Annotated in this window: 14 protein-coding genes and 1 pseudogene; 12 read left to right on the top strand and 3 right to left on the bottom strand. The window is 38.3% G+C overall.

Features of this window, described 5'->3' with window-relative positions; all coding sequences use genetic code 11:
* The first annotated feature begins 245 nt into the window (after window positions 1-245).
* The gene (locus HU235_RS04935; RefSeq protein WP_095301765.1) at window positions 246-872 is read left to right on the top strand and encodes a thymidine kinase; all 627 of its coding nucleotides are present in this window, start codon (window positions 246-248) and stop codon (window positions 870-872) included.
* A 433-nt stretch (window positions 873-1,305) separates the two neighbouring features.
* Window positions 1,306-7,443 (top strand): lamin tail domain-containing protein, encoded by a 6,138-nt coding sequence (locus HU235_RS04930; protein ID WP_233452133.1) that lies wholly within the window; start codon window positions 1,306-1,308, stop codon window positions 7,441-7,443.
* Between the two features lie 121 nt (window positions 7,444-7,564).
* On the opposite strand, the gene HU235_RS04925 is transcribed toward HU235_RS04930, so the two are convergent.
* Both HU235_RS04925 and gloA2 read right to left on the bottom strand, forming a co-directional pair.
* Window positions 7,565-8,089, bottom strand: coding sequence for a MerR family transcriptional regulator (locus HU235_RS04925; RefSeq protein WP_174879489.1), 525 nt, complete (start codon window positions 8,087-8,089; stop codon window positions 7,565-7,567).
* Between the two features lie 211 nt (window positions 8,090-8,300).
* A complete protein-coding gene (gene gloA2, locus HU235_RS04920) occupies window positions 8,301-8,687 on the bottom strand; it encodes an SMU1112c/YaeR family gloxylase I-like metalloprotein (RefSeq protein ID WP_174879488.1) in 387 nt (128 codons plus the stop codon).
* Between the two features lie 154 nt (window positions 8,688-8,841).
* Here gloA2 and prfA point away from each other — a divergent pair, with 154 nt between their 5' ends.
* The 6 genes from prfA to HU235_RS04890 all read left to right on the top strand — a co-directional run bounded on the left by prfA (window position 8,842) and on the right by HU235_RS04890 (window position 14,410).
* Entirely contained in the window at window positions 8,842-9,912 is a 1,071-nt protein-coding gene (gene prfA / locus HU235_RS04915; protein WP_095301768.1) for a peptide chain release factor 1, read from the top strand.
* A 6-nt stretch (window positions 9,913-9,918) separates the two neighbouring features.
* Window positions 9,919-10,779 (top strand): peptide chain release factor N(5)-glutamine methyltransferase, encoded by an 861-nt coding sequence (gene prmC, locus HU235_RS04910; RefSeq protein ID WP_174879487.1) that lies wholly within the window; start codon window positions 9,919-9,921, stop codon window positions 10,777-10,779.
* A gap of 259 nt (window positions 10,780-11,038) precedes the next feature.
* Window positions 11,039-11,707 (top strand): stage II sporulation protein R, encoded by a 669-nt coding sequence (spoIIR, locus tag HU235_RS04905; RefSeq protein WP_095301771.1) that lies wholly within the window; start codon window positions 11,039-11,041, stop codon window positions 11,705-11,707.
* 175 nt (window positions 11,708-11,882) lie between these two features.
* On the top strand, window positions 11,883-12,326 hold the full coding sequence (locus HU235_RS04900) for a GNAT family N-acetyltransferase (protein WP_174879486.1): 444 nt from the start codon (window positions 11,883-11,885) through the stop codon (window positions 12,324-12,326).
* Between the two features lie 154 nt (window positions 12,327-12,480).
* Window positions 12,481-13,524, top strand: a complete 1,044-nt coding sequence (locus HU235_RS04895) for an L-threonylcarbamoyladenylate synthase (RefSeq protein WP_174879485.1) — start codon at window positions 12,481-12,483, stop codon at window positions 13,522-13,524.
* A gap of 325 nt (window positions 13,525-13,849) precedes the next feature.
* The gene (locus HU235_RS04890; protein ID WP_095301774.1) at window positions 13,850-14,410 is read left to right on the top strand and encodes a manganese efflux pump MntP; all 561 of its coding nucleotides are present in this window, start codon (window positions 13,850-13,852) and stop codon (window positions 14,408-14,410) included.
* A 184-nt stretch (window positions 14,411-14,594) separates the two neighbouring features.
* Here HU235_RS04890 and HU235_RS04885 read toward each other — a convergent pair whose 3' ends face one another.
* Window positions 14,595-15,569, bottom strand: a complete 975-nt coding sequence (locus HU235_RS04885; RefSeq protein WP_174879484.1) for a CobW family GTP-binding protein — start codon at window positions 15,567-15,569, stop codon at window positions 14,595-14,597.
* A gap of 241 nt (window positions 15,570-15,810) precedes the next feature.
* Between HU235_RS04885 and HU235_RS04880 the strand changes: the two are divergent.
* The 4 genes and pseudogenes from HU235_RS04880 to HU235_RS04870 all read left to right on the top strand — a co-directional run.
* A pseudogene (locus HU235_RS04880) lies at window positions 15,811-17,223 on the top strand (alkaline phosphatase); the annotation flags it as partial.
* Entirely contained in the window at window positions 17,197-17,676 is a 480-nt protein-coding gene (locus HU235_RS24985) for an LPXTG cell wall anchor domain-containing protein (RefSeq protein ID WP_325100932.1), read from the top strand. The pseudogene HU235_RS04880 and the gene HU235_RS24985, both read left to right, overlap by 27 nt.
* Before the next feature lie 99 nt (window positions 17,677-17,775).
* A complete protein-coding gene (locus HU235_RS04875) occupies window positions 17,776-19,197 on the top strand; it encodes an alkaline phosphatase (RefSeq protein ID WP_174879482.1) in 1,422 nt (473 codons plus the stop codon).
* A 152-nt stretch (window positions 19,198-19,349) separates the two neighbouring features.
* Window positions 19,350-19,773 (top strand): permease (locus HU235_RS04870; RefSeq protein ID WP_233452132.1); only part of this gene is annotated, 424 nt, incomplete at its 3' end.

The following is a 19,773-nucleotide window of genomic DNA, read 5'->3' as shown; positions in this document are numbered from 1 at the left end:
TAGGGAATCAGATAACGAGTCACAGTTCATCTGTGCTAAATAAATGAGTGCTTAACGGAAGGCACAAATCGGTAAAAAGACAGATAACAAAGTGGAAATATTACTTTTTTAGTGTCTAGAGAGCACCTAAATCATGAGGTTCAGCTTATTCCTATATTAAGAGAAAAACCTTCTTATATTGAGAAATGTGGGTGCTTGTGCTTTTCTTAAAATGAAACAACGTAGCGAAGGGAGAGGCCGTTTTAATGTATGTAATGAAGCAAAGTGGCTGGCTTGAAGTGATCTGTGGCAGCATGTTCTCAGGGAAGTCTGAGGAATTAATTCGCCGCGTTCGCCGAGCACAATTTGCAAAACAAGATGTAAAGGTATTTAAACCAGCTATTGATAACCGCTACAGTGAAGAAGAAGTCGTATCACATAATGGAACGGCGATTATTTCTAAACCAATTAAATCATCAAAAGAGATTTTTGACCATATTTCAGAAAATACCGATCTAATTGCTGTTGATGAAGTCCAATTTTTTGACGAAGACATTTGTCATGTTCTTACATTGCTAGCAAACCAAGGCTACCGTGTAATTGCAGCGGGACTTGATCAAGACTTTAGAGGTGAACCATTTAGTGTTGTACCACAATTAATGGCCGTAGCAGAGCTTGTTACAAAGCTACAAGCAGTATGCTCTGTTTGTGGTTCACCTGCAAGCCGTACGCAACGACTAATTAACGGAAAACCAGCATCATACGATGATCCAATCATTTTAGTTGGTGCATCTGAGTCATATGAACCAAGATGCCGTCATCATCATGAGGTGCCGGGGAAGCCTGTTGTCGATCTTAAAATGCTCAATCGTAATGAGATAAATAGTCTATAAGCATAGAAAGTACATGGGCTAATTTTCTTGCCGGGTTAAACAAAACAAAAACTTCGAAAACGAAGCAAATAATCGCATTTAACACCATGCCAAATGGACGGCATGGTGTTTTTTGTGCTAATACCATTGGAACTTTATGAAAAAACACAAAAAAACATACATTTTAATCAAATTTAAAGAATTTTAAGGAAATAGATAATATTTTAAGTGATGTACCGTTACCAGATGATTGGATTAAGAAAGATGTCGGTATAAGAAATTGGATTTACTGTGAGTAGGTATAGTGAAAAGGTCTAGGCATTCCTAGACCTTTTTTATTTTTTAAGGTTAAAGGGAATTTACAAAATATTAAAGAAACTTTACGTAACCTTTAAATTCCATTTACAAAATTCGATTAGTATTGACATGTATAGGAATTTTTAAGGAGGTACATATGATTAAACATGATGTAAGGCTTCGATGTAAAAGGATTTTTATCCTAACATGTATGGTAACCATTATCTTTTCAAATTTTATGACATTTATCCCAGCAAAGAAAACGTTTGCGGAAGAATTAAATGTTGAAGCAAATCCTTCATCAACTGGTAATGAACAACAACCAACTTCAACTGATCTTAATCTAGAAGAAAAATCAAATCAGGATGCTACAGAAGAGGAGTCCCCAACTGGCGGACAAACAGCTGAACAACCAGTACCGGAAGAAGAACCGGTACCAATAGAAGAACCTCTTCAAGAAAATAATCAAACTGAACAGCCTCAACAAGAAAACACAGCTCAAGAAGAAGCACCCGCGAATGTACAAGAAGAAGGAGCTACAAATACACAAGAAGAAGTACCTACAAGTGCTCCAGAAGAAAAACCGCAACTAGAAACACCGACCCAGGAAGAGACAGAAGCAACAGAATTAGAAGTACAAGAGGAACCCTCTATTGAGTCTGAAGACTTTAACAAAAATGCTCATCTCTTAATAACAGAAATTTCTCCAAATAGTAAAGGCACTGATAACTTTGAGTACTTTGAAGTGTACAATAATACAAATCAGCCCTTATCTCTAGCAAATTATACATTTTTATACCGTTATACAGATTCTGGTGAAGAAAAGGTATTCCAAGTACCTGCAACAACAATTGACCCACAGGAAACACTTGTATTTTGGTTTAATAATGCGGGACTTTCACTAGATGACTTTAACAATCATTTTGGAACACAATTAACAAGCGAGCAGGTTGTCGAATACAAAGATGTTTTCCCGGGATTTGCCAACGGTGGAAACCGCGCAGCAGTTATTAAAGATAAGGATGGAAATGAGATAACGGCTGCAACCTATTTACCTAATGAAACAGACAATACCGGGCTTGTCGTTCAATATAAATATGCTCCAGCTAAAACGGAAATGGAAAAACTTCAAGTTTTAGCAGCTCCAAGTCCAGGAGCAATTGAAAACACTCAAGTACCGGCAAAGACAGTCGAGCTACCTGAAATACCTGCTGATACAGAGCCGCCAGTCATTTCGCATAACGCAGTAACCGAAGGTAAGGCGTTACAACCGTTAAAGATTGAAGCTAACGTAACTGATGATCACTTCGTTCATAATGTAACCCTTCATATTAAGGCTGAAGGTGAAAATGAGTTTATACAAATTCCGATGACTAAAAGCACTGAAAATGAGTCAACCTTTACTGTTGAAATTCCAGGAACAGAAGTCCAAGGAAATATTGTGTACTATATTGAAGCAACAGATGGAACGAATTCCTCTAAAACAGATGAGTACTTAGTTAAAATCGAAACGCCACAGGAAACATATAGTAATCAGCCTTTATTAATTACTGAGCTTTCACCGAACTCCGCTGGTGGAGGAACAGACTACTATGAATTTTTTGAACTCTATAATAATACAAATCAGCCATTAGCATTAACAAATTATTCATTTGTATACAAATATACGGATACTGGAAGTGAGGTAGTCTTCCAAGTTCCTGCGACTACGATTGAGCCACAAGAAACCCTTGTATTATGGTTCAATAACGGGAATCGCACGTTACAGCAATTTAATGAAAACTACGGTACAAACCTACCAGCTGAACAAGTAATAGAATATACAGATACAGCTTTTCCGGGCTTCGCAAACGGTGGAAACCGCGCAATCGTTATTAAAGATAACAATGGAACGGAGCTAGTTTCTGCAGCTTATTTAGGGAATGAAAACGATAATACTGGAGCAGATATTCATTATTTATTTTCAACAGAAGGGACAGAAATGGTTAAATACCGAGTCCTTTCGCCACCAACTCCAGGTGTAATTGATTCCGTACAAGTACCGACAAAGCCGATTGAAATTGATGAACAACCTAAAGACGTAGAAGCACCTGTTATTACTCATACACCAATTAAATCAGGTGAGGCGTACGCTCCGATAGTAGTTGAAGCAACGGTAACAGATGATAAGGCAGTGCCGTTTGTTACATTGCATTATAAAAAGGCAAGTGATGACTCGTTTACAGCTCTTTCAATGAGTGTAAGTGCGGATACAGGAAACTATTCAGCTGTTATTCCGGGAACAAAAGTAGATGAATCAATTACGTACTATATCGAAGCTTCTGACGGAATAAATTCTGCAAAAACAGATGAATATGTAGTCGAAGTGAAGAAAGAGGAAGTAGATTATACTAAAATTCCGAAGTTCCTAGTAACAGAAGTTGTCCCAGACTCAGAAAATGTCGGGTCAGCAGATGGCTACGAATTTATTGAAATCTATAATAACACTGATAAGGATATAAGCTTTAAAGATTATAAGATTCAATATCGTTATGGAACAGATCCGGCAAGTGATGTTGTGTGGCCTTCAATTCCAGATGATGTTGTCATTCCGGCACAAGACACGCTTGTTTTTTGGATTATAAACTCACAAAACACAGAACAAACTGTTGCTGATTTTAACGCTAACTATGGCACGAATTTAGTTGAAAATGAAGATATCGTTCGAATTTATAGCGACGGAATGGCTAACGGCAGTACAAGAGGTCTAGTTGTTGCTACAAATACGAAGGAGGAAATATCTGTTTCCTACTACAATGAGGTAGCAAACGTTGATGATACTGTTCCGAATAAAGGAATAGTCTATAAATATCCTGAAGATGGCTCGACACAATCTATAAAAGTGAGCGCAGGAACGGAAGCAGCAACACCAGGTGCGGTAGAATCGTTCCAAGTTCCAAAACAACCGATTCATATCGAGGATGATTCAGTAGCACCAACTGTAATCAATAAAACGAAAGTAACCGAAGTTGAGGAAACGGAAGATATTGAGATTGCAGCTGAAGCAAATGATAATGTTGGTGTTAAATCTGTCACTTTATATTATCGAACAAATGACCAAGAACAGTTTACTCAAACATTACTAAGCTTAGATTCTGAAACACAATTGTATAAAAATATGATTTATGCATCTGATTTAATTGCTAAGCAATCTGTTGAGTATTACTTTGTCGTATCAGATGGGGTAAATGAAACAAAAAGTGATACTTATCAAATCGACATTAAGAGCAAGAATGATGATTCAGATATACGATTGAATGTAAAAGACAATGATATATTATCTGGTACAAAAATCATCAAAGGAACGTCAAAGGAAGAAACTCCTGATGATGTAAAGCTATTTATTGATGAAGCAGAAGTACAAGCAGGTGCTTATAAGTCATTAGAAACTCAAGCTTATTTTGCACTAGAAGTGAACGGTTTAAATACGTACTTTAAAAATGCCGTAACAATGGGTGAGGATGTTCTATACTTAATGGATAAGGATTGGCTATCACATTGGAAAACCTTTACGATTCCGGTGGATGCTGACCGTTTACAACTAGGTGAAAACACTTTAACTGTTCGTGCTGGAAATAAAGCTTCACCATTCCAGTTAGAGGAAAGTGAAGAAAATCGTGATGATTATACGATAAGAAATGTCCGTTTAATTCTAGCGGATGGTACGGTATTAAGGGATCCTGCTAAGAGTGATCCAACTAAGGTTTATGATATGGGGGATGATGGTACATATCGCCCATTTGAGGATTTCACCTTTATGATTTCTGAGGAGCATACACATGCAAAGACATATGCATGGGATACGACAAAGGTTGCTGATGGAAAGCATATTGTAAAAGCTCAAGATCGCGACAATGAAGTTACATCGACAATCTTCGTTGATAATACAGCGCCACAGGTGAAGACAACTGTTGAAGAAGGCAAGGAATACAAGGGTGCATTCACAATCGATACAGATGTTACAGATGAAATTGCTGGCGTGAACACTGTTCAAGTGCTGCTTGATAACGAGCAAATTACCGTTCCGTACGAAACAGCATCATCTCAGTTAACACCAGGAGAGCATACGTTAACAGTTGTTGCAGAGGATAAAGTAGGTAACGTAACAGAGGAAGTTGTCAAATTCTCTGTAAACAATGAAAACCCTAGTCTACCAGAGCTTATCTCACCAGCAGATAGCCTAACGACGCCGGTAGATGGTGATGCGAAATTAAAAGTAAAAGTAACAGACCCAACAAATGATGCGTTAGATGTAACGTTCTATAAAGGCTACCAATATGACGTTGCTGATAAGAATCATGTAAAGGCCTTCAAAAATGCGAATGATATTGAGCCACCATCTGTTATGGTACCGGATGGAGAGGAAAGCTTTACATCAGATGATATTTCGTTAGTTGCGGAAAAGGATGGGGAATATTTAACGACAAATTCTGATACACAGTTCCCATACCATCGCTTTGATGTAACTGTAGATGAGTCAGTTGATGAAAATGATAAGATTGAACTCTCATGGACTGGTCATTCCCTAGAGGGTAGAAAGGTTTCAATGTATGCATGGAACCATCAAACGAATAAATGGGATTTAATTACGTATAACATCGCTGGCAAGGAAGATTTTGAACTAAGGGGCAATGTTACGGTAAATGAATATGTAAAGGATTCAAAAATAAATGTACTCGTTCAAGATGAAATTCCAAGTAGTCCAGATGAGTATGATTACACATTCGTATGGATGTCTGATACACAATATTATTCAGAATCCTACCCATATATTTTTGAAAAGCAAACAAATTGGATTGCCGAAAAGCAAGAAGAAATGAAAATCAAATATGTCTTCCACACAGGAGATTTAGTTGATGAATCAGGTAAGCCAGAACAATGGCAATATGCTGACCAATATATGAAGGTGCTTGACGATAATAATATTCCGTACGGCGTTCTAGCTGGTAACCATGATGTTGATCAGTTATCAAATGATTACACGGAATACTATAAATGGTTTGGCGAAGACCGATTTGCAGAAAAAGACTACTATGGTGAATCATATAAAAACAATCGAGGACATTATGATCTCATCTCAGCAAATGGCAATGACTTTATCATGGTTTACATGGGCTGGGGAGTTGAAGCTGAGGATTTACAATGGATGAATCAGGTATTAAGTGAATACCCAGATAGAAAGGCGATTTTAAACTTCCATGAATATTTACTAGTTTCAGGAAATAGAAGCCCGATTGGTGAAACGATTTATAAGGAAGTTGTAGAAAAGAATCCTAACGTTATCGCCGTTCTTAGTGGTCACTACCATGATTCTGAAACATTAGTAAGTGAAATTGATGATAATGGTGACGGAGTAGCGGACCGTGAAGTTTATCAAATGCTTGGCGACTACCAAGGTGGTCCTGAAGGCGGTCAAGGCTATATGAAACTATTACATTTTGACCAGGATAATAATCGAATTATCGTCAACACATATTCACCATACTTAGATGACTATAATTTCTATGATCCCGCAGAATTCCCTGGAAAAGATGAAATGATAATCAACCTTGATTTACAAGTAGATAAAAAGCAAGTAGCAACTGATTATTTCACTGTCAATGTAAAAACAGATGAGGAAATTGGTAAACAAGAAAATGTTGCAAGTGGTTCAACTGCTGAAGTCACATGGGAAGGACTGACTGAGAAACAAACCTATTCCTGGTATGTGATAGCAGAGGATGACTATACGGGAACATCTGAATCACCGATATGGTCATTTACAAAGGGTAAAAATGAACAACCTAATCCAGGAAATGGCGAAGAAAAGCCAGGCGATGGAGAGAACCCACCAGGAAATGGTGGAGAAAAGCCGGGCAATGGAGAGAACCCGCCAGGAAATGGTGAAGAAAAGCCAGGCAATGGAGAGAACCCACCAGGAAATGGTGAAGAGAAGCCGGGCAATGGGGAGAACCCGCCAGGAAATGGTGAAGAGAAGCCAGGCAATGGGGAGAACCCGCCAGGAAATGGAGAAGAAAAGCCAAATAACGGAGGAATCACTCCAGACAAAGATGGAGACACTCGAGGAAACGATGATAAAACACCTACAGGTAACTCAGGTGAGAAGGAGCGTCCATCTATAGGGCAGGAGCAAAATGGTTTAAATATTTTACCGAATACGGCAACAAGTAACTTTACTTTCTTGCTTATTGGTATGATCATTTTTGCGGCTGGTGTAGCGTTTATGATTATCCGTAAAAGAGAAAAAAGTATTTAATCAAAACAAAAGGCTGTCTCTAAGAACTTCTTAGAAGACAGCCTTTTTCTATAATCAACATCTTAAATGTCTAGCTTACTGTGAGATTAATGACTTCAAAGAATAAGATTTGCTTACCCTATTAAAAACTAAAAATCGAACTGATTAAGTTTTTCCGCTTCGTCTTTTTAGGTGCAGGAGATTGATCGAAAACTAAAACATTATCTTTTACATGCTCACGTTTTTGTTGGTTTTGTTCAAGCTCAGCAACCTTCTCTTCTAAAGACGAAATTTTTGCTAGTAATTCCTCCATCTCTTTACGATGCTGAAGAACTTGGTATGATACAACATCATCAGCTTTACTTCTTATTTTTCTCTCTAGCTCATCGATCCGGTCATTTAATACTTTCATTTTGGAAGAGTCATAAGTTGGAGTAATTTTTGCAGTACCTGTTCGTTGTTCGGTTTTGATAGGTTTTTGAGCAGATGGCTGATTTTCTGTTGAAGCAGTCTGCTGCTGAACCTGCTTTAAGCGCTTGACATCCTCTTCCGTAAATTGATAATGGCCAAGCTCATTTTTTTCTAATTGCATGTCCAACTGATTTACCCATCTCATTAATGTCCGTCTTGAAACCCCGAGCTCTTTTACGACAGTAGCTGTATTCATCCGTATTCCTCCCTGAAATTGAGTAGTTATGAAGGAAAAGTATTTCTCCTTCGAATCCCATTGACTATTCCTTCGCCCCAGAATTAGCAACCTGTATATGTACCTTTTCTATTCTTATAGCTAGTTCCCTTCACGTTAGACAAAACAAGTTTATATTCGGCAAAGAAAGTGGAAGTTTTACATAATATGAATACAGCCTGTCGATGTTTGCTTAAGCTTCGTATAGCTCGATAGGAAGCCCATCAGGATCCTGGAAGAAGGTGAATTTCTTATCTGTAAGTGGGTCAATGCGAATCGGTTCTACTTCAACACCTTTACTTGCAAGCTCTTCAACAGCCTCTTCAATTGCTGAAACTTCAAAGGCAAGATGTCGTAATCCAACAGCTTCAGGGTGTGTAGGTCGCTTAGGTGGATTTGGAAATGAAAATAATTCAATTTGATAAACATCATTCACCATTAAGTCTAATTTATAGGAATGTCGCTCCTCACGGTAAACCTCATTAAGGATACGAAGCCCAAGTATTTCTGTATAAAACGCTTTAGATAGCTCATAGTTTGAGCAAATAATCGCAATATGATGGATTTTGTTTAGATTCATCTTTCTACCTCTTTTCCTATAAGTGCATTCATATAACCATAGTTTACCATCAAAATTTTCCTGTGACTGTATCTGGATGTCAATTTGCTTTTGACGCTTTATCTGACCTATACTATAATTAAAACGTTATGCATGAAAATTGAGGTGAACATGTATGTTAGATCGTTTACAATCGGTTGAAGACCGTTATGAAAAACTAAATCAGCTTTTAATGGATCCGGATATTATCAGTGATTCAAAAAAGCTACGTGAATATTCTAAAGAACAATCAGATTTACAAGAAACAGTTGAGGCTTATCGTGAATATAAAGAGGTTCGTGAGCAAATCGCTGACACGAAATCAATGCTTGAGGAGAAGCTTGATGCTGAAATGCGAGAAATGGCAAAGGAAGAGCTTTCTGAATTAGAAGAACGGGAAGAGGAACTAACAAATCGTTTAAAACTGCTTCTAGTTCCAAAGGATCCGAATGACGATAAAAACGTTATTATGGAAATCCGAGGTGCAGCTGGTGGTGAAGAGGCTGCATTATTTGCTGCAAACTTATATCGTATGTACACTCGTTATGCTGAAACACAAGGCTGGAAAATTGATGTAATGGAAGTAAATGCGACAGGTACAGGCGGATATAAGGAAATTATCTTTATGATTAATGGAAAGGGAGCCTATTCAAAATTAAAATTTGAAAATGGTGCCCACCGTGTTCAACGTGTTCCTGAAACAGAATCAGGCGGACGTATTCATACATCAACCGCAACAGTTGCAGTTCTCCCTGAGGCAGAAGAGGTAGAGGTTGAGATTCATGAAAAGGATATTCGTGTTGATACGTTTGCGTCAAGTGGACCAGGTGGACAAAGTGTTAATACAACAATGTCTGCTGTCCGTTTAACACATATTCCAACAGGGACAGTTGTTTCCTGTCAGGACGAAAAATCACAAATTAAAAATAAAGAAAAGGCTATGAAGGTTCTTCGTGCCCGTGTTTATGATAAATTTCAACAAGAAGCACAAGCAGAGTATGACCAAAACCGTAAGCTAGCGGTTGGTACAGGTGATCGCTCTGAACGGATTAGAACGTATAACTTCCCGCAAAATCGTGTAACGGACCATCGTATTGGTTTAACGATTCAAAAGTTAGACCAAATTTTAGAAGGAAAGCTTGATGAAGTGATTGATGCATTAATCGTTGAGGATCAATCAAGCCGTCTTCAAGCTGCGGAAGATTAAAAATAGATGAAATATGTATTCGAAGCCCTGAACTGGGCTTCTTCTTTTTTAAAGGAAGCGGGAAGAGATGAAAATGCGGCTGAGCTATTGCTTAGGCATCATTTACAAATGAGTCGGGCATCGATGCTTGCAAATTTGAGACTGGTCCTCTCAGATGAGCAGCTTCAAGCCTTTAAGTCTGATGTTATGAGGCATGCATCAGGAATACCTGTACAGTATTTGATTGGCTATGAGGAATTTTATGGACGACGTTTTTACGTAAATGAAGAGGTGCTTATTCCCCGACCTGAAACAGAAGAGCTAGTAGAAGGAATTTTACAGCGAACAAATCAGTATTTTGGTGGGGATGAACCGTTAGAAGTTGTAGACGTTGGGACAGGAAGTGGTGCAATTGCCATCACGCTAGCTCTCGAAAATCCAAGATATCGTGTACGAGCAATTGATATCGCACAAGAATCTTTACAAATCGCAGAAAAAAATGCGCTTGAGCTCGGGACAAACGTCCAATGGCTTCACGGTGATTTACTTGAACCGATCTCAAGTCAAAATAATCTTAAGAAAGTGGATATTCTCGTATCAAACCCACCATATATACCAGACGCTGATATTGAGATACTATCAACAATTGTTAAAGACCACGAACCAATCCGAGCACTAGCTGGTGGAAAGGACGGATTAAACTTTTACAGAAGGCTTATCAAAGACATGGTGCCCTTACTCAAAGAAAAAGCACTAATTGCCTTTGAAATCGGAACAGGACAGGGTCAAGATGTAAAACAACTAATCGAACAAACCCTCCCAACAGCTAAAATTGAAATTATCTCCGACATCAACGGAAAAGAACGCATGGTCTTCGCAGCAAAATAATTGGTTGGGGGACAACTTTTGGTTGGGGGACAGTCCCCCAACCAAGCTTAAAACATGATTTTATGAGATTAACACTCAAAATGGGGGACAGTCCCCACTTCACACAAATCCCCATACGACAAGGGTTTGTTCGCTAATAGATTTAGTCTGTGCCCCTTTTTGGGGACAGTCCCCAAAAAAACTAGCAAACTATTTTTGAAAAACTAGTTTAGGAATCTCTCTCTCTGTCCATACTGTTTACCAAGGGAGGAGAGAGATGATGAAAAAACAAAAACTTGCATTTATATATATATTTCTATTATTTATTGGGGCTGTTGCAAATGTCTATAAAGAGCCGGTAGCAGCAAGCACAACAAGTGCTGAGGAGCCAGTCGTTATTCCAGAAGAGGCGATTCGTTTACGGATTCTAGCGAATAGTGATTCTGATGAGGATCAATCGTTGAAAAGAAAAATCCGTGATGAGGTAAATAAAGAAATCACGCAATGGGTTGCCAAGCTAACTTCAGTAGAAGAAGCGAGAAAATTAATTCAATCAAGATTACCAGAAATTGAAAAAATTGTTGAGCGTGTTCTTGATGAGGAAAATAAACAGCAGTCGTACTCAGTAGATTTTGATAATGTTAGCTTTCCAACAAAGCTCTATGGAAATTTCATCTATCCAGCAGGTGAATATGAAGCGATTTTAATTAGTCTTGGTGAGGCAAAGGGTGCTAATTGGTGGTGTGTATTATTTCCACCGCTATGCTTCTTAGACTTCTCGAATAGTGAAGCAGTTCAAGCCGCAGAACCAGAAGATAGTAAAACAAATGACAAAGAAAAAACGGATGAAAAATTAGCAGCACTAGTCGTTGATGAGGAAGAAGAAAAAGAAGAGGAAGTAGAAGTAAAATTCTTCTTAGTAGAATGGTTCCAAGGCTTGTTTTCATAGAAATAAAAAAGGGTGGGGACAGTCCCCACCCTTAAAAGATCCTATCAACACAACGTTTTCACTAGTAAAATAATCTATAAAGCGCTTAATTGGGGACTGTCCCCAAAAAAATAGAATAAATCTAGTTTTTGCCTCATAGAGTTGAAGTAGAAATAACAATTTATGAGGTGAGAGTATGTTTTATCAGTTAAAGGTTGCAAAAGAGAAGGATTTAAATAGGCTTGTAGCGTTTGTTGATATGGCTGGGGTCAGTTCAGAGGGATTTGAATGTTTAATAGATTATTTTGTCATAATGGAAAATGAGGAGCGAGAGATTGTCGCCTGTATCGGGATTGAACCAATGGAGGACACAGGGTTATTACGTTCACTTGTCGTATCGGACAAGCTGAAGCAAGCCCACATCTTAACTCTTTTTCAAAGCATTCAATCACTTGCTGAACAAAAAGGATTAAAAGATCTGTATTTAGTCACAAACAAAGAAGCATCTGTCCAATTTTTATCATTAATGGGCTTTGATGAGATTGACCAGGAGAAAATCCCCTCAAAATTAATGGCTTTACAGCATATGAAGGAATCAGCAAATGATGCAAATGCGAAAATAATGGTAAAATCCACATAATGTGGATATATCCACATAGTTTTCCACAATAACCACAGCCTTATCCACAAAATGTGGATAAGGCTTGTTTTCATGTCGTTCATTTTATATACTACAAGGACGAATATGCTATGATTAGTAATAGAATTGAACGGTGAAAAGGGAGTTAGAGTAAATGAATACAAAAATATGGACTGTGGATGACTCGGAAAACTTATCCACTAGTTATTCACATATTTCACAAGCAGCAAAATTATTAACAGAAAATGAAGTAGTCGCCTTTCCGACAGAGACCGTTTACGGATTAGGTGCTAACGCTTATTCAGATGAAGCGGTCCAAAAGATTTTTGCAGCAAAGGGGAGACCAGCCGATAACCCGTTAATCGTCCATATTGCTTCGAAAAAAAGTCTAGATGATATCGTGACAAATATTCCTGACTATGTGTATAAACTGATCGATGAATTTTGGCCAGGTCCGTTAACGTTTATATTACCCAAAAAAGGTGAGAGGTTATCGAAACTCGTCACAGCTGGACTTAATACAGTAGGCGTAAGAATGCCTGATCATCAGCTCGCCCTTGCTTTAATTAAGGAGGCGAATGTTCCAATTGCAGCACCTAGTGCAAATCGTTCAGGAAAACCTAGTCCAACCCTTGCCTCACATGTATATCATGATTTGAACGGGAAAATTGGTGGAATTGTTGACGGGGGCCCAACAGGTGTTGGCGTTGAATCAACAGTATTAGATTGTACAACAAACATCCCGGCAATTTTACGCCCAGGTGGAATAACAAAGGAGCAACTTGAAAAGATAGTTGGTGAAGTATCCGTTGACAAGGCGCTCGTTGAAGAGGGACATGCACCGAAGTCACCCGGAATGAAATATACACACTATTCACCAAATGCGCCCGTCATTATAGCAAACGGAAATTATTCATTTATTCAAAAGCTAGTAAATGAATATAAGGAAGCAGGAAAATCTGTAGGTGTACTAACAACAAGTGAAGGAATCCCCTATCTTCAAGCAGATAAAGTCATCGCCTGTGGAAGCAGAGATGATTTACGTACGGTCGCAACAGAGCTTTATGATACGTTAAGAACATTTGATGAAACGGATATCGATATTATCATCAGTGAAAGCTTTCCGAAGTCAGGAGTTGGAGAAGCGATCATGAATCGCCTGCTTAAGGCAGCGGGTAACCGTGTAGTAGAAGAATAAAGAATGAATGTCCCAAGCTATTCAAAGATAGCCTTGGGATTTTTTTAATGAATTGATAATGGCAGGTAAAATAGGGCCTCCTGCTCCCTCCACTTGTAAGTTTTCCGCTGACACACTTAGTGCCTCCATCCATGCCCATCCTATAAATTAAAAATTCAAGTGAATAACAAATCATCGTAATGTTTTTAGACACAATCAAAAAATATATCTGACACCATAGGTATCATCAGCTATTAAGGAATAAATAGAGCGGTCTACCCCTTAAAAGTTCTAATTCAAATCGGACGTGCATAAAGTTAACTAGGCGTGTCCGAGGAGGGTAATGATGAGCTTAGAAACGGTGATAAATGAACTTTTTACATTAATAATTATGGCATTGGCACTTGGCATGGACGCATTTTCTGTAGGCCTTGGGATGGGCTTAATTAGACTTAGAATGAAACAAATCTTTTACATCGGTGTCACAATCGGTGTATTTCATATAGTAATGCCATTAGTTGGAATGGTAATTGGAAGGCTATTAAGTGATACCTTTGGAACGATTGCGACATTGCTTGGCGGTGGGTTATTAATATTACTCGGAGCGCAAATGATTTTTGCGTCATTTAGTAAGGAAGAAAAGCCGTTAATAACACCTGTAGGAATGGGGCTCATCGTGTTTGCACTTAGCGTGAGCTTAGATAGCTTTTCAGTTGGTTTAAGCTTAGGAATCTATGGGGCGAAAACGATTTTAACAGTTGCTATTTTTGGAATCATTAGTATGATTTTAACATGGTTTGGACTGCTTATTGGCAAAAGGGTTCAATCATGGATTGGCTCATATAGTGAAGCTCTTGGAGGCAGTATTTTATTTGCTTTTGGCATAAAATTACTTTTTTCCTTTTAACTAGCTCTGAAATTACGGGTAGTTCGGAGCTCTCCATTGCCTCTTGAGATAATCTATTGCAGCAATTCCGAGAGTCACCATATCGCTGGCGTTCCTATGTATAGAATTACTGCATTACTTATGATGACAAGAAAAAGCCGGGTCTCTATTCATAAATCCAAGAGACTCGGCTTTTTGCTTTAAATTATTTATTTTGTAATAGAAGCCTATATGACTCTTTAATACGCTCACTATCGAGACGATCGCCTATCAAAATAATGATGGAGGGCTGTGATGTCTCAACTTCTTCAACGTAAAGGCGCCCTGAGGAATATTGAAAAGAGTAGGCAGTCGCACCATCGTTAAACGTAATGATTCCCTTTCCTCTAATAACATCGTTAGGAAGTTGTTTAAGCCATGCTTCAAATTCCTTTTTAGTAAACTTAGGGACGTCTGTTAATTTCACTGCTTTTAGCGTTGCATGTTGATGATCGTGCTTATGATTACAATCATCTGAATGACAGCTACATGTTGGCTGCTCAGCTTCTTTCGTAAGCTCTAATGTCTGCACTCTAGATAGCAGCAACTCGTTCATTGCTACATCACCAAATGTTGATTTTATAATTGGCGTTTCGACACTAGTTGTTTTACGTATGGAGGCAAGAATCTTTTCTAGTTTTTTCTCTGTTACTAAATCGGTTTTATTCAAGACAATGAGTGAAGCGCAGTTGATTTGTTCCTTTAATAGCGTTCGAATTTCCTTTGAGCTTGAAAAGATACTTTGATATTCAAGATATTGACTCGCATCAACTAAGCTAATGATGGAGCGGATTGCAAAATGATCAATATAAACAGGGGCTGTTATCGCCTCGACGATTTCAGATGGATTGGCAACACCTGTTCCTTCTATGAGCAAAATATCAACAGAGTTGTCAATAAATTGGTTAAGCGTTAATTTTAAATCCTCCTGCATCGAGCAACAAATGCAGCCATTTAATAATTCAACCATTTTTTCTGTCTTAAAAAGATGTGATTCGACATTTGTATCACCGAGTTCATTTAAGATAATCCCAACCTTTTTTCCTTTAAGCTGACTATCCTCTACTAATCTCTTTAATACAGTAGTTTTTCCGCTACCTAAAAACCCACTAATGATATAAACATCGGTTACTTGACTCATAAAAGTACCCCCGTTCTTTTCTGTAGCTAGAAAATATCGTTTTTGTTTTACCTCAAATAGGAAGCATTACGACTAGATCCTTTCTATCATATTTCTTCCTTCGCGCTTCGACAATATTCTTTTCGAAAATTTACAAAATCTTAACGAAATCTACAAAATACGTAAAAGGTAGCTTAACAATATAAAACTACCATTGTATTTGTATGGGAAAAATATATTCAAAGGAGGAAATGTAGTGGTAGTGAAACGTGGATTATCAAAAAAACTAGTCACCTTTGGCGTTTTGTCTACTTTAGTCATTGGAAGCTTTGCAGGATTAAGACAAGAATCGGCAAAGGCGAATACTGAAGAGACACCTGAAATAAAAAACGTCATTTTTTTAATTGGTGATGGGATGGGGCCTTCCCCGATTGCAGCACATCGTTATATGAAGGATGATCCTTCGACAAAAGAAATGGAATTAACGGAATTTGATAAACACTTAGTCGGTATGCAAACAACATATCCTGATGACCCAGCACAGAATATTACAGATTCAGCATCAGCAGCTACTGCTATGGCATCTGGTATCAAAACATACAACAATGCTATTGGGATGGACCCTAATAAAAATCCATACGAAACAGTTCTAGAGCAAGCGAAAGAGGACGGAAAGGCGACAGGTCTTGTTGCAACCTCTGAAATTACACATGCAACACCTGCATCATATGGTGCCCATGATGAAAGTCGTAAAAACATGGATGCGATTGCTAACGACTATTACGATGAATTAATTAATGGCAATCATAAAATTGATGTATTACTTGGTGGCGGCTCTAGCAATTTTATTCCAGAAGACGGTCGCAAAATCGATAATCGCAACCTTGTCGAAGAATTTCAAAAAGATGGGTATAGCTATGTGACGACAAAAGAAGAATTACTAGCTGACGAAAATGAGCAAGTTTTAGGGTTATTTGCAACAGGTGGTCTTCCTAAAATGATTGACCGACCAGACAGCATTCCTTCTTTAGAGGATATGACAAAAGTAGCTATTGATAAATTAAGCAGTGATGAGCAAGGCTTTTTCTTAATGGTAGAGGGAAGTCAAATCGACTGGGCTGAGCATGATAATGATATCGTTGGCACAATGAGTGAAATGGATGATTTTGAAAAGGCGTTTAAAGTAGCAATTGATTTTGCTGAACAAGACGGTCACACATTAGTTGTAACAACAGCTGACCATGCAACAGGTGGATTATCACTAGGCGCAAACACAAAGGCTACTCCAAATGGAGATTATAACTTCCATGTAGGGCCAATCAAAGCCTTCAGCAAAACACCTGATTATATTGCGGCAGAAATTTTCGCTGCTGGTCCAAATGCTGATGTAGAAGCAATTATGAAGAAATATATTGATGCTAATTTTTATAGCCAAATTTCAGCGGAAGAAATTCAAGCTGTCAAAGATGCAGTCCAAACAAATAATTTAACAGAAATCGATAATTCAATTGAAGCGATTGTTAATGAGCATTCTGTAACAGGATGGACGACAGGTGGTCATACTGGTGAAGATGTTCCTGTTTATGCATATGGCCCACAAAAAGAACGTTTTGCAGGATTAATTGACAATACAGAACAAGCAAAAATTATCTTTGCATTATTAGAAGAAAATAAAATTCCAGTAACCGAAGATCCGGGGACAGAAAATCCAGATCCAGGTACGGAAAACCCAGACCCGGGCACAAATAACCCAGACCCAGGCACAGAAAATCCAGATCCGGGTACAGATAACCCAGATCCAGGTACGGAAAACCCAGACCCGGGTACAGATAAACCAGATCCAGGCACGGAAACGCCAGACCCAGGTGCAGATAATCAAGATCCTGGCACAGATAACAAAGGCAATGACACAAAAGACCCAGGTAACGGCACAGATAAACCAAGTGACGGTACAAAGGATCCAAGTAATGTCTCTGATAAGCCAAGTGTAGATACCGATAATAATGGATTCAACTTACCGAAAACAGCAACAAATGTTTATAACCTATTAATAGTAGGGTTCATCATTCTTATTGCAGGTGGGGGCTTTGTTCTTTACCAAAGAAAGAAAGCAAAAATGAATGCTTAATAGAATGTTACTTTAATAGAAATGCGGGGACGCGCGTACGATTGCGTTCCTAAAATCCCTTATTCATTTTTTATAAGTAAATAAACAGGAGGTAAACCAATGGTCTTTAATCGAGCGATTACGAAGAAGCTTGTCACAGCTGCTGTGTTATCTACAGTCGTTGTTGGTAGCTTTGCGGGTCTGAACCAGGATTCAGCAAAGGCTGAGGATGAATCTGCATCTAAAGTAAAAAACGTCATCTTCCTTATTGGTGACGGGATGGGACCTTCAACAATAGCTGCGCACCGCTATATGATCGATGATCCTTCAACAAAAGAAATGGAAGGTTCGGAGTTTGATAAATATTTAGTAGGTATGCAAACAACATATCCAGATGATCCATCGCAAAATATTACCGATTCAGCATCTGCTGCTACAGCGATGTCTTCAGGATATAAAACATATAACAATGCAATCGGTATGGATAACGACAAGAAGATTTACAAAACGGTTCTAGAACAAGCGAAAGAGAACGGAAAAGCAACAGGGTTAGTTGCCACATCTGAAATCACTCATGCTACACCTGCATCATATGGTGCCCATGATGAGAGTCGTAAAAATATGGATGCTTTAGCAGATGATTATTATGATGAGTTAATTAATGGCGAGCATAAAATTGATGTCCTTCTAGGTGGCGGAGCTTCAAACTTTATTCCTGAGGCAGGACGTAAGAAGGATAATCGTAACCTAGCAGAAGAATTTGTAAATGATGGCTATAGCTTTGTTACAAATAAAGAAGAATTATTAAATGATACAAATGGACAGATTTTAGGATTGTTTGCAAATGGTGGGTTGCCAAAGGCGATTGACCGTGATGAAACAATTCCTTCTTTAGAAGACATGACTAAGGCAGCTCTTGATCGTTTAAGTCAAGATGAAGATGGCTTCTTCTTAATGATCGAAGGAAGTCAAATCGACTGGGCTGAGCATGACAATGATATCGTTGCAACAATGAGCGAAATGGCAGAATTCGAACGTGCATTTAAAATGGCGATCGACTTTGCTGAGCAGGATGGTGAAACATTAGTTGTAACGACAGCTGACCACGCAACTGGAGGATTAACTTTAGGAGCGAATACGAAGGCGGTTGCTAATGGTGATTATAATTTCCATGTAGGACCAATCAAAGCATTTAACAAAACTCCTGATTATATTTCAGCAGAAATCTTTGCAACAGGTGCAGAGGCAGATGTTGAGGCAATTATGAAAAAATACATTGATACAGACTTCTATAGTCAAATAACAGCTGAAGAAATTCAAGCAGTTAAAGATGCAGCAGCTGCAAACAATGGAACAGAAATTGATAATGCGATTGAGGCCATTGTCAATGAGCATTCTGTAACAGGCTGGACAACAGGTGGACATACCGGTGAAGAAGTTCCTGTCTATGCGTATGGACCAGAAAGCTCACGTTTTAAAGGGTTACTAGACAATACGGACCAAGCAAAAATCATTTTTGATTTATTTGAAAAAGCGAAGTAAATAAGGGGAGAGTAGAAGGTTTTATTGTAAAAACCTTCTACTCTTTATCCATATCCTCATCCACTCACACTCTTAACAAGATATATCCCAATGATGAATGTTTACTAGAGATGAAAAAATTGTAATGAAACTTGGATAAAGGGGTTTTTATTATGAAAACAACAATGCTGAAGCAATCGAAGGAGATAATTGGTCTCGTTTTAGTTGCACTATTTATCTACTTTTTTATTTTTTGGGACTATAAGCAATTTCAGTCTGAATTTTCGATCCCTCAGCAATGGTTAAATTTGAATACAATATTTTTAAGTATTGTTATTGAAGCAATTCCGTTTATTTTACTAGGTGTTTTTGTCTCTTCACTTATTCAAATCTTTGTGTCGGAAGAAACAGTTAAAAAGTATATACCGAAAAATGCAGTCATTGCCGTTATTCCTGCTGCTTTACTCGGGGCGATTTTTCCTGTTTGTGAATGTGCAATTGTCCCTGTTGTCAGAAGGCTAATTAAAAAAGGAATGCCTCTTCATGTTGCATTTGTCTTTTTAGCATGTGCGCCGATTTTAAATCCTGTCGTTGCAG

Origin of the sequence: Metabacillus niabensis (assembly GCF_902829255.1) — a bacterium.
GTDB lineage: Bacteria > Bacillota > Bacilli > Bacillales > Bacillaceae > Metabacillus > Metabacillus niabensis.
This window is presented reverse-complemented; position numbering and strand designations above follow the sequence as displayed.

Bases quoted from the DNA above. Each gene is read 5' to 3' on its own strand.
- HU235_RS04935 (WP_095301765.1), top strand. From the start codon at position 246: ATGTATGTAATGAAGCAAAGTGGCTGGCTTGAAGTGATCTGTGGCAGC.
- HU235_RS04930 (WP_233452133.1), top strand. From the start codon at position 1,306: ATGATTAAACATGATGTAAGGCTTCGATGTAAAAGGATTTTTATCCTA.
- HU235_RS04925 (WP_174879489.1), bottom strand. From the start codon at position 8,089: ATGAATACAGCTACTGTCGTAAAAGAGCTCGGGGTTTCAAGACGGACA.
- gloA2 (WP_174879488.1), bottom strand. From the start codon at position 8,687: ATGAATCTAAACAAAATCCATCATATTGCGATTATTTGCTCAAACTAT.
- prfA (WP_095301768.1), top strand. From the start codon at position 8,842: ATGTTAGATCGTTTACAATCGGTTGAAGACCGTTATGAAAAACTAAAT.
- prmC (WP_174879487.1), top strand. From the start codon at position 9,919: ATGAAATATGTATTCGAAGCCCTGAACTGGGCTTCTTCTTTTTTAAAG.
- spoIIR (WP_095301771.1), top strand. From the start codon at position 11,039: ATGAAAAAACAAAAACTTGCATTTATATATATATTTCTATTATTTATT.
- HU235_RS04900 (WP_174879486.1), top strand. From the start codon at position 11,883: ATGTTTTATCAGTTAAAGGTTGCAAAAGAGAAGGATTTAAATAGGCTT.
- HU235_RS04895 (WP_174879485.1), top strand. From the start codon at position 12,481: ATGAATACAAAAATATGGACTGTGGATGACTCGGAAAACTTATCCACT.
- HU235_RS04890 (WP_095301774.1), top strand. From the start codon at position 13,850: ATGAGCTTAGAAACGGTGATAAATGAACTTTTTACATTAATAATTATG.
- HU235_RS04885 (WP_174879484.1), bottom strand. From the start codon at position 15,569: ATGAGTCAAGTAACCGATGTTTATATCATTAGTGGGTTTTTAGGTAGC.
- HU235_RS04875 (WP_174879482.1), top strand. From the start codon at position 17,776: ATGGTCTTTAATCGAGCGATTACGAAGAAGCTTGTCACAGCTGCTGTG.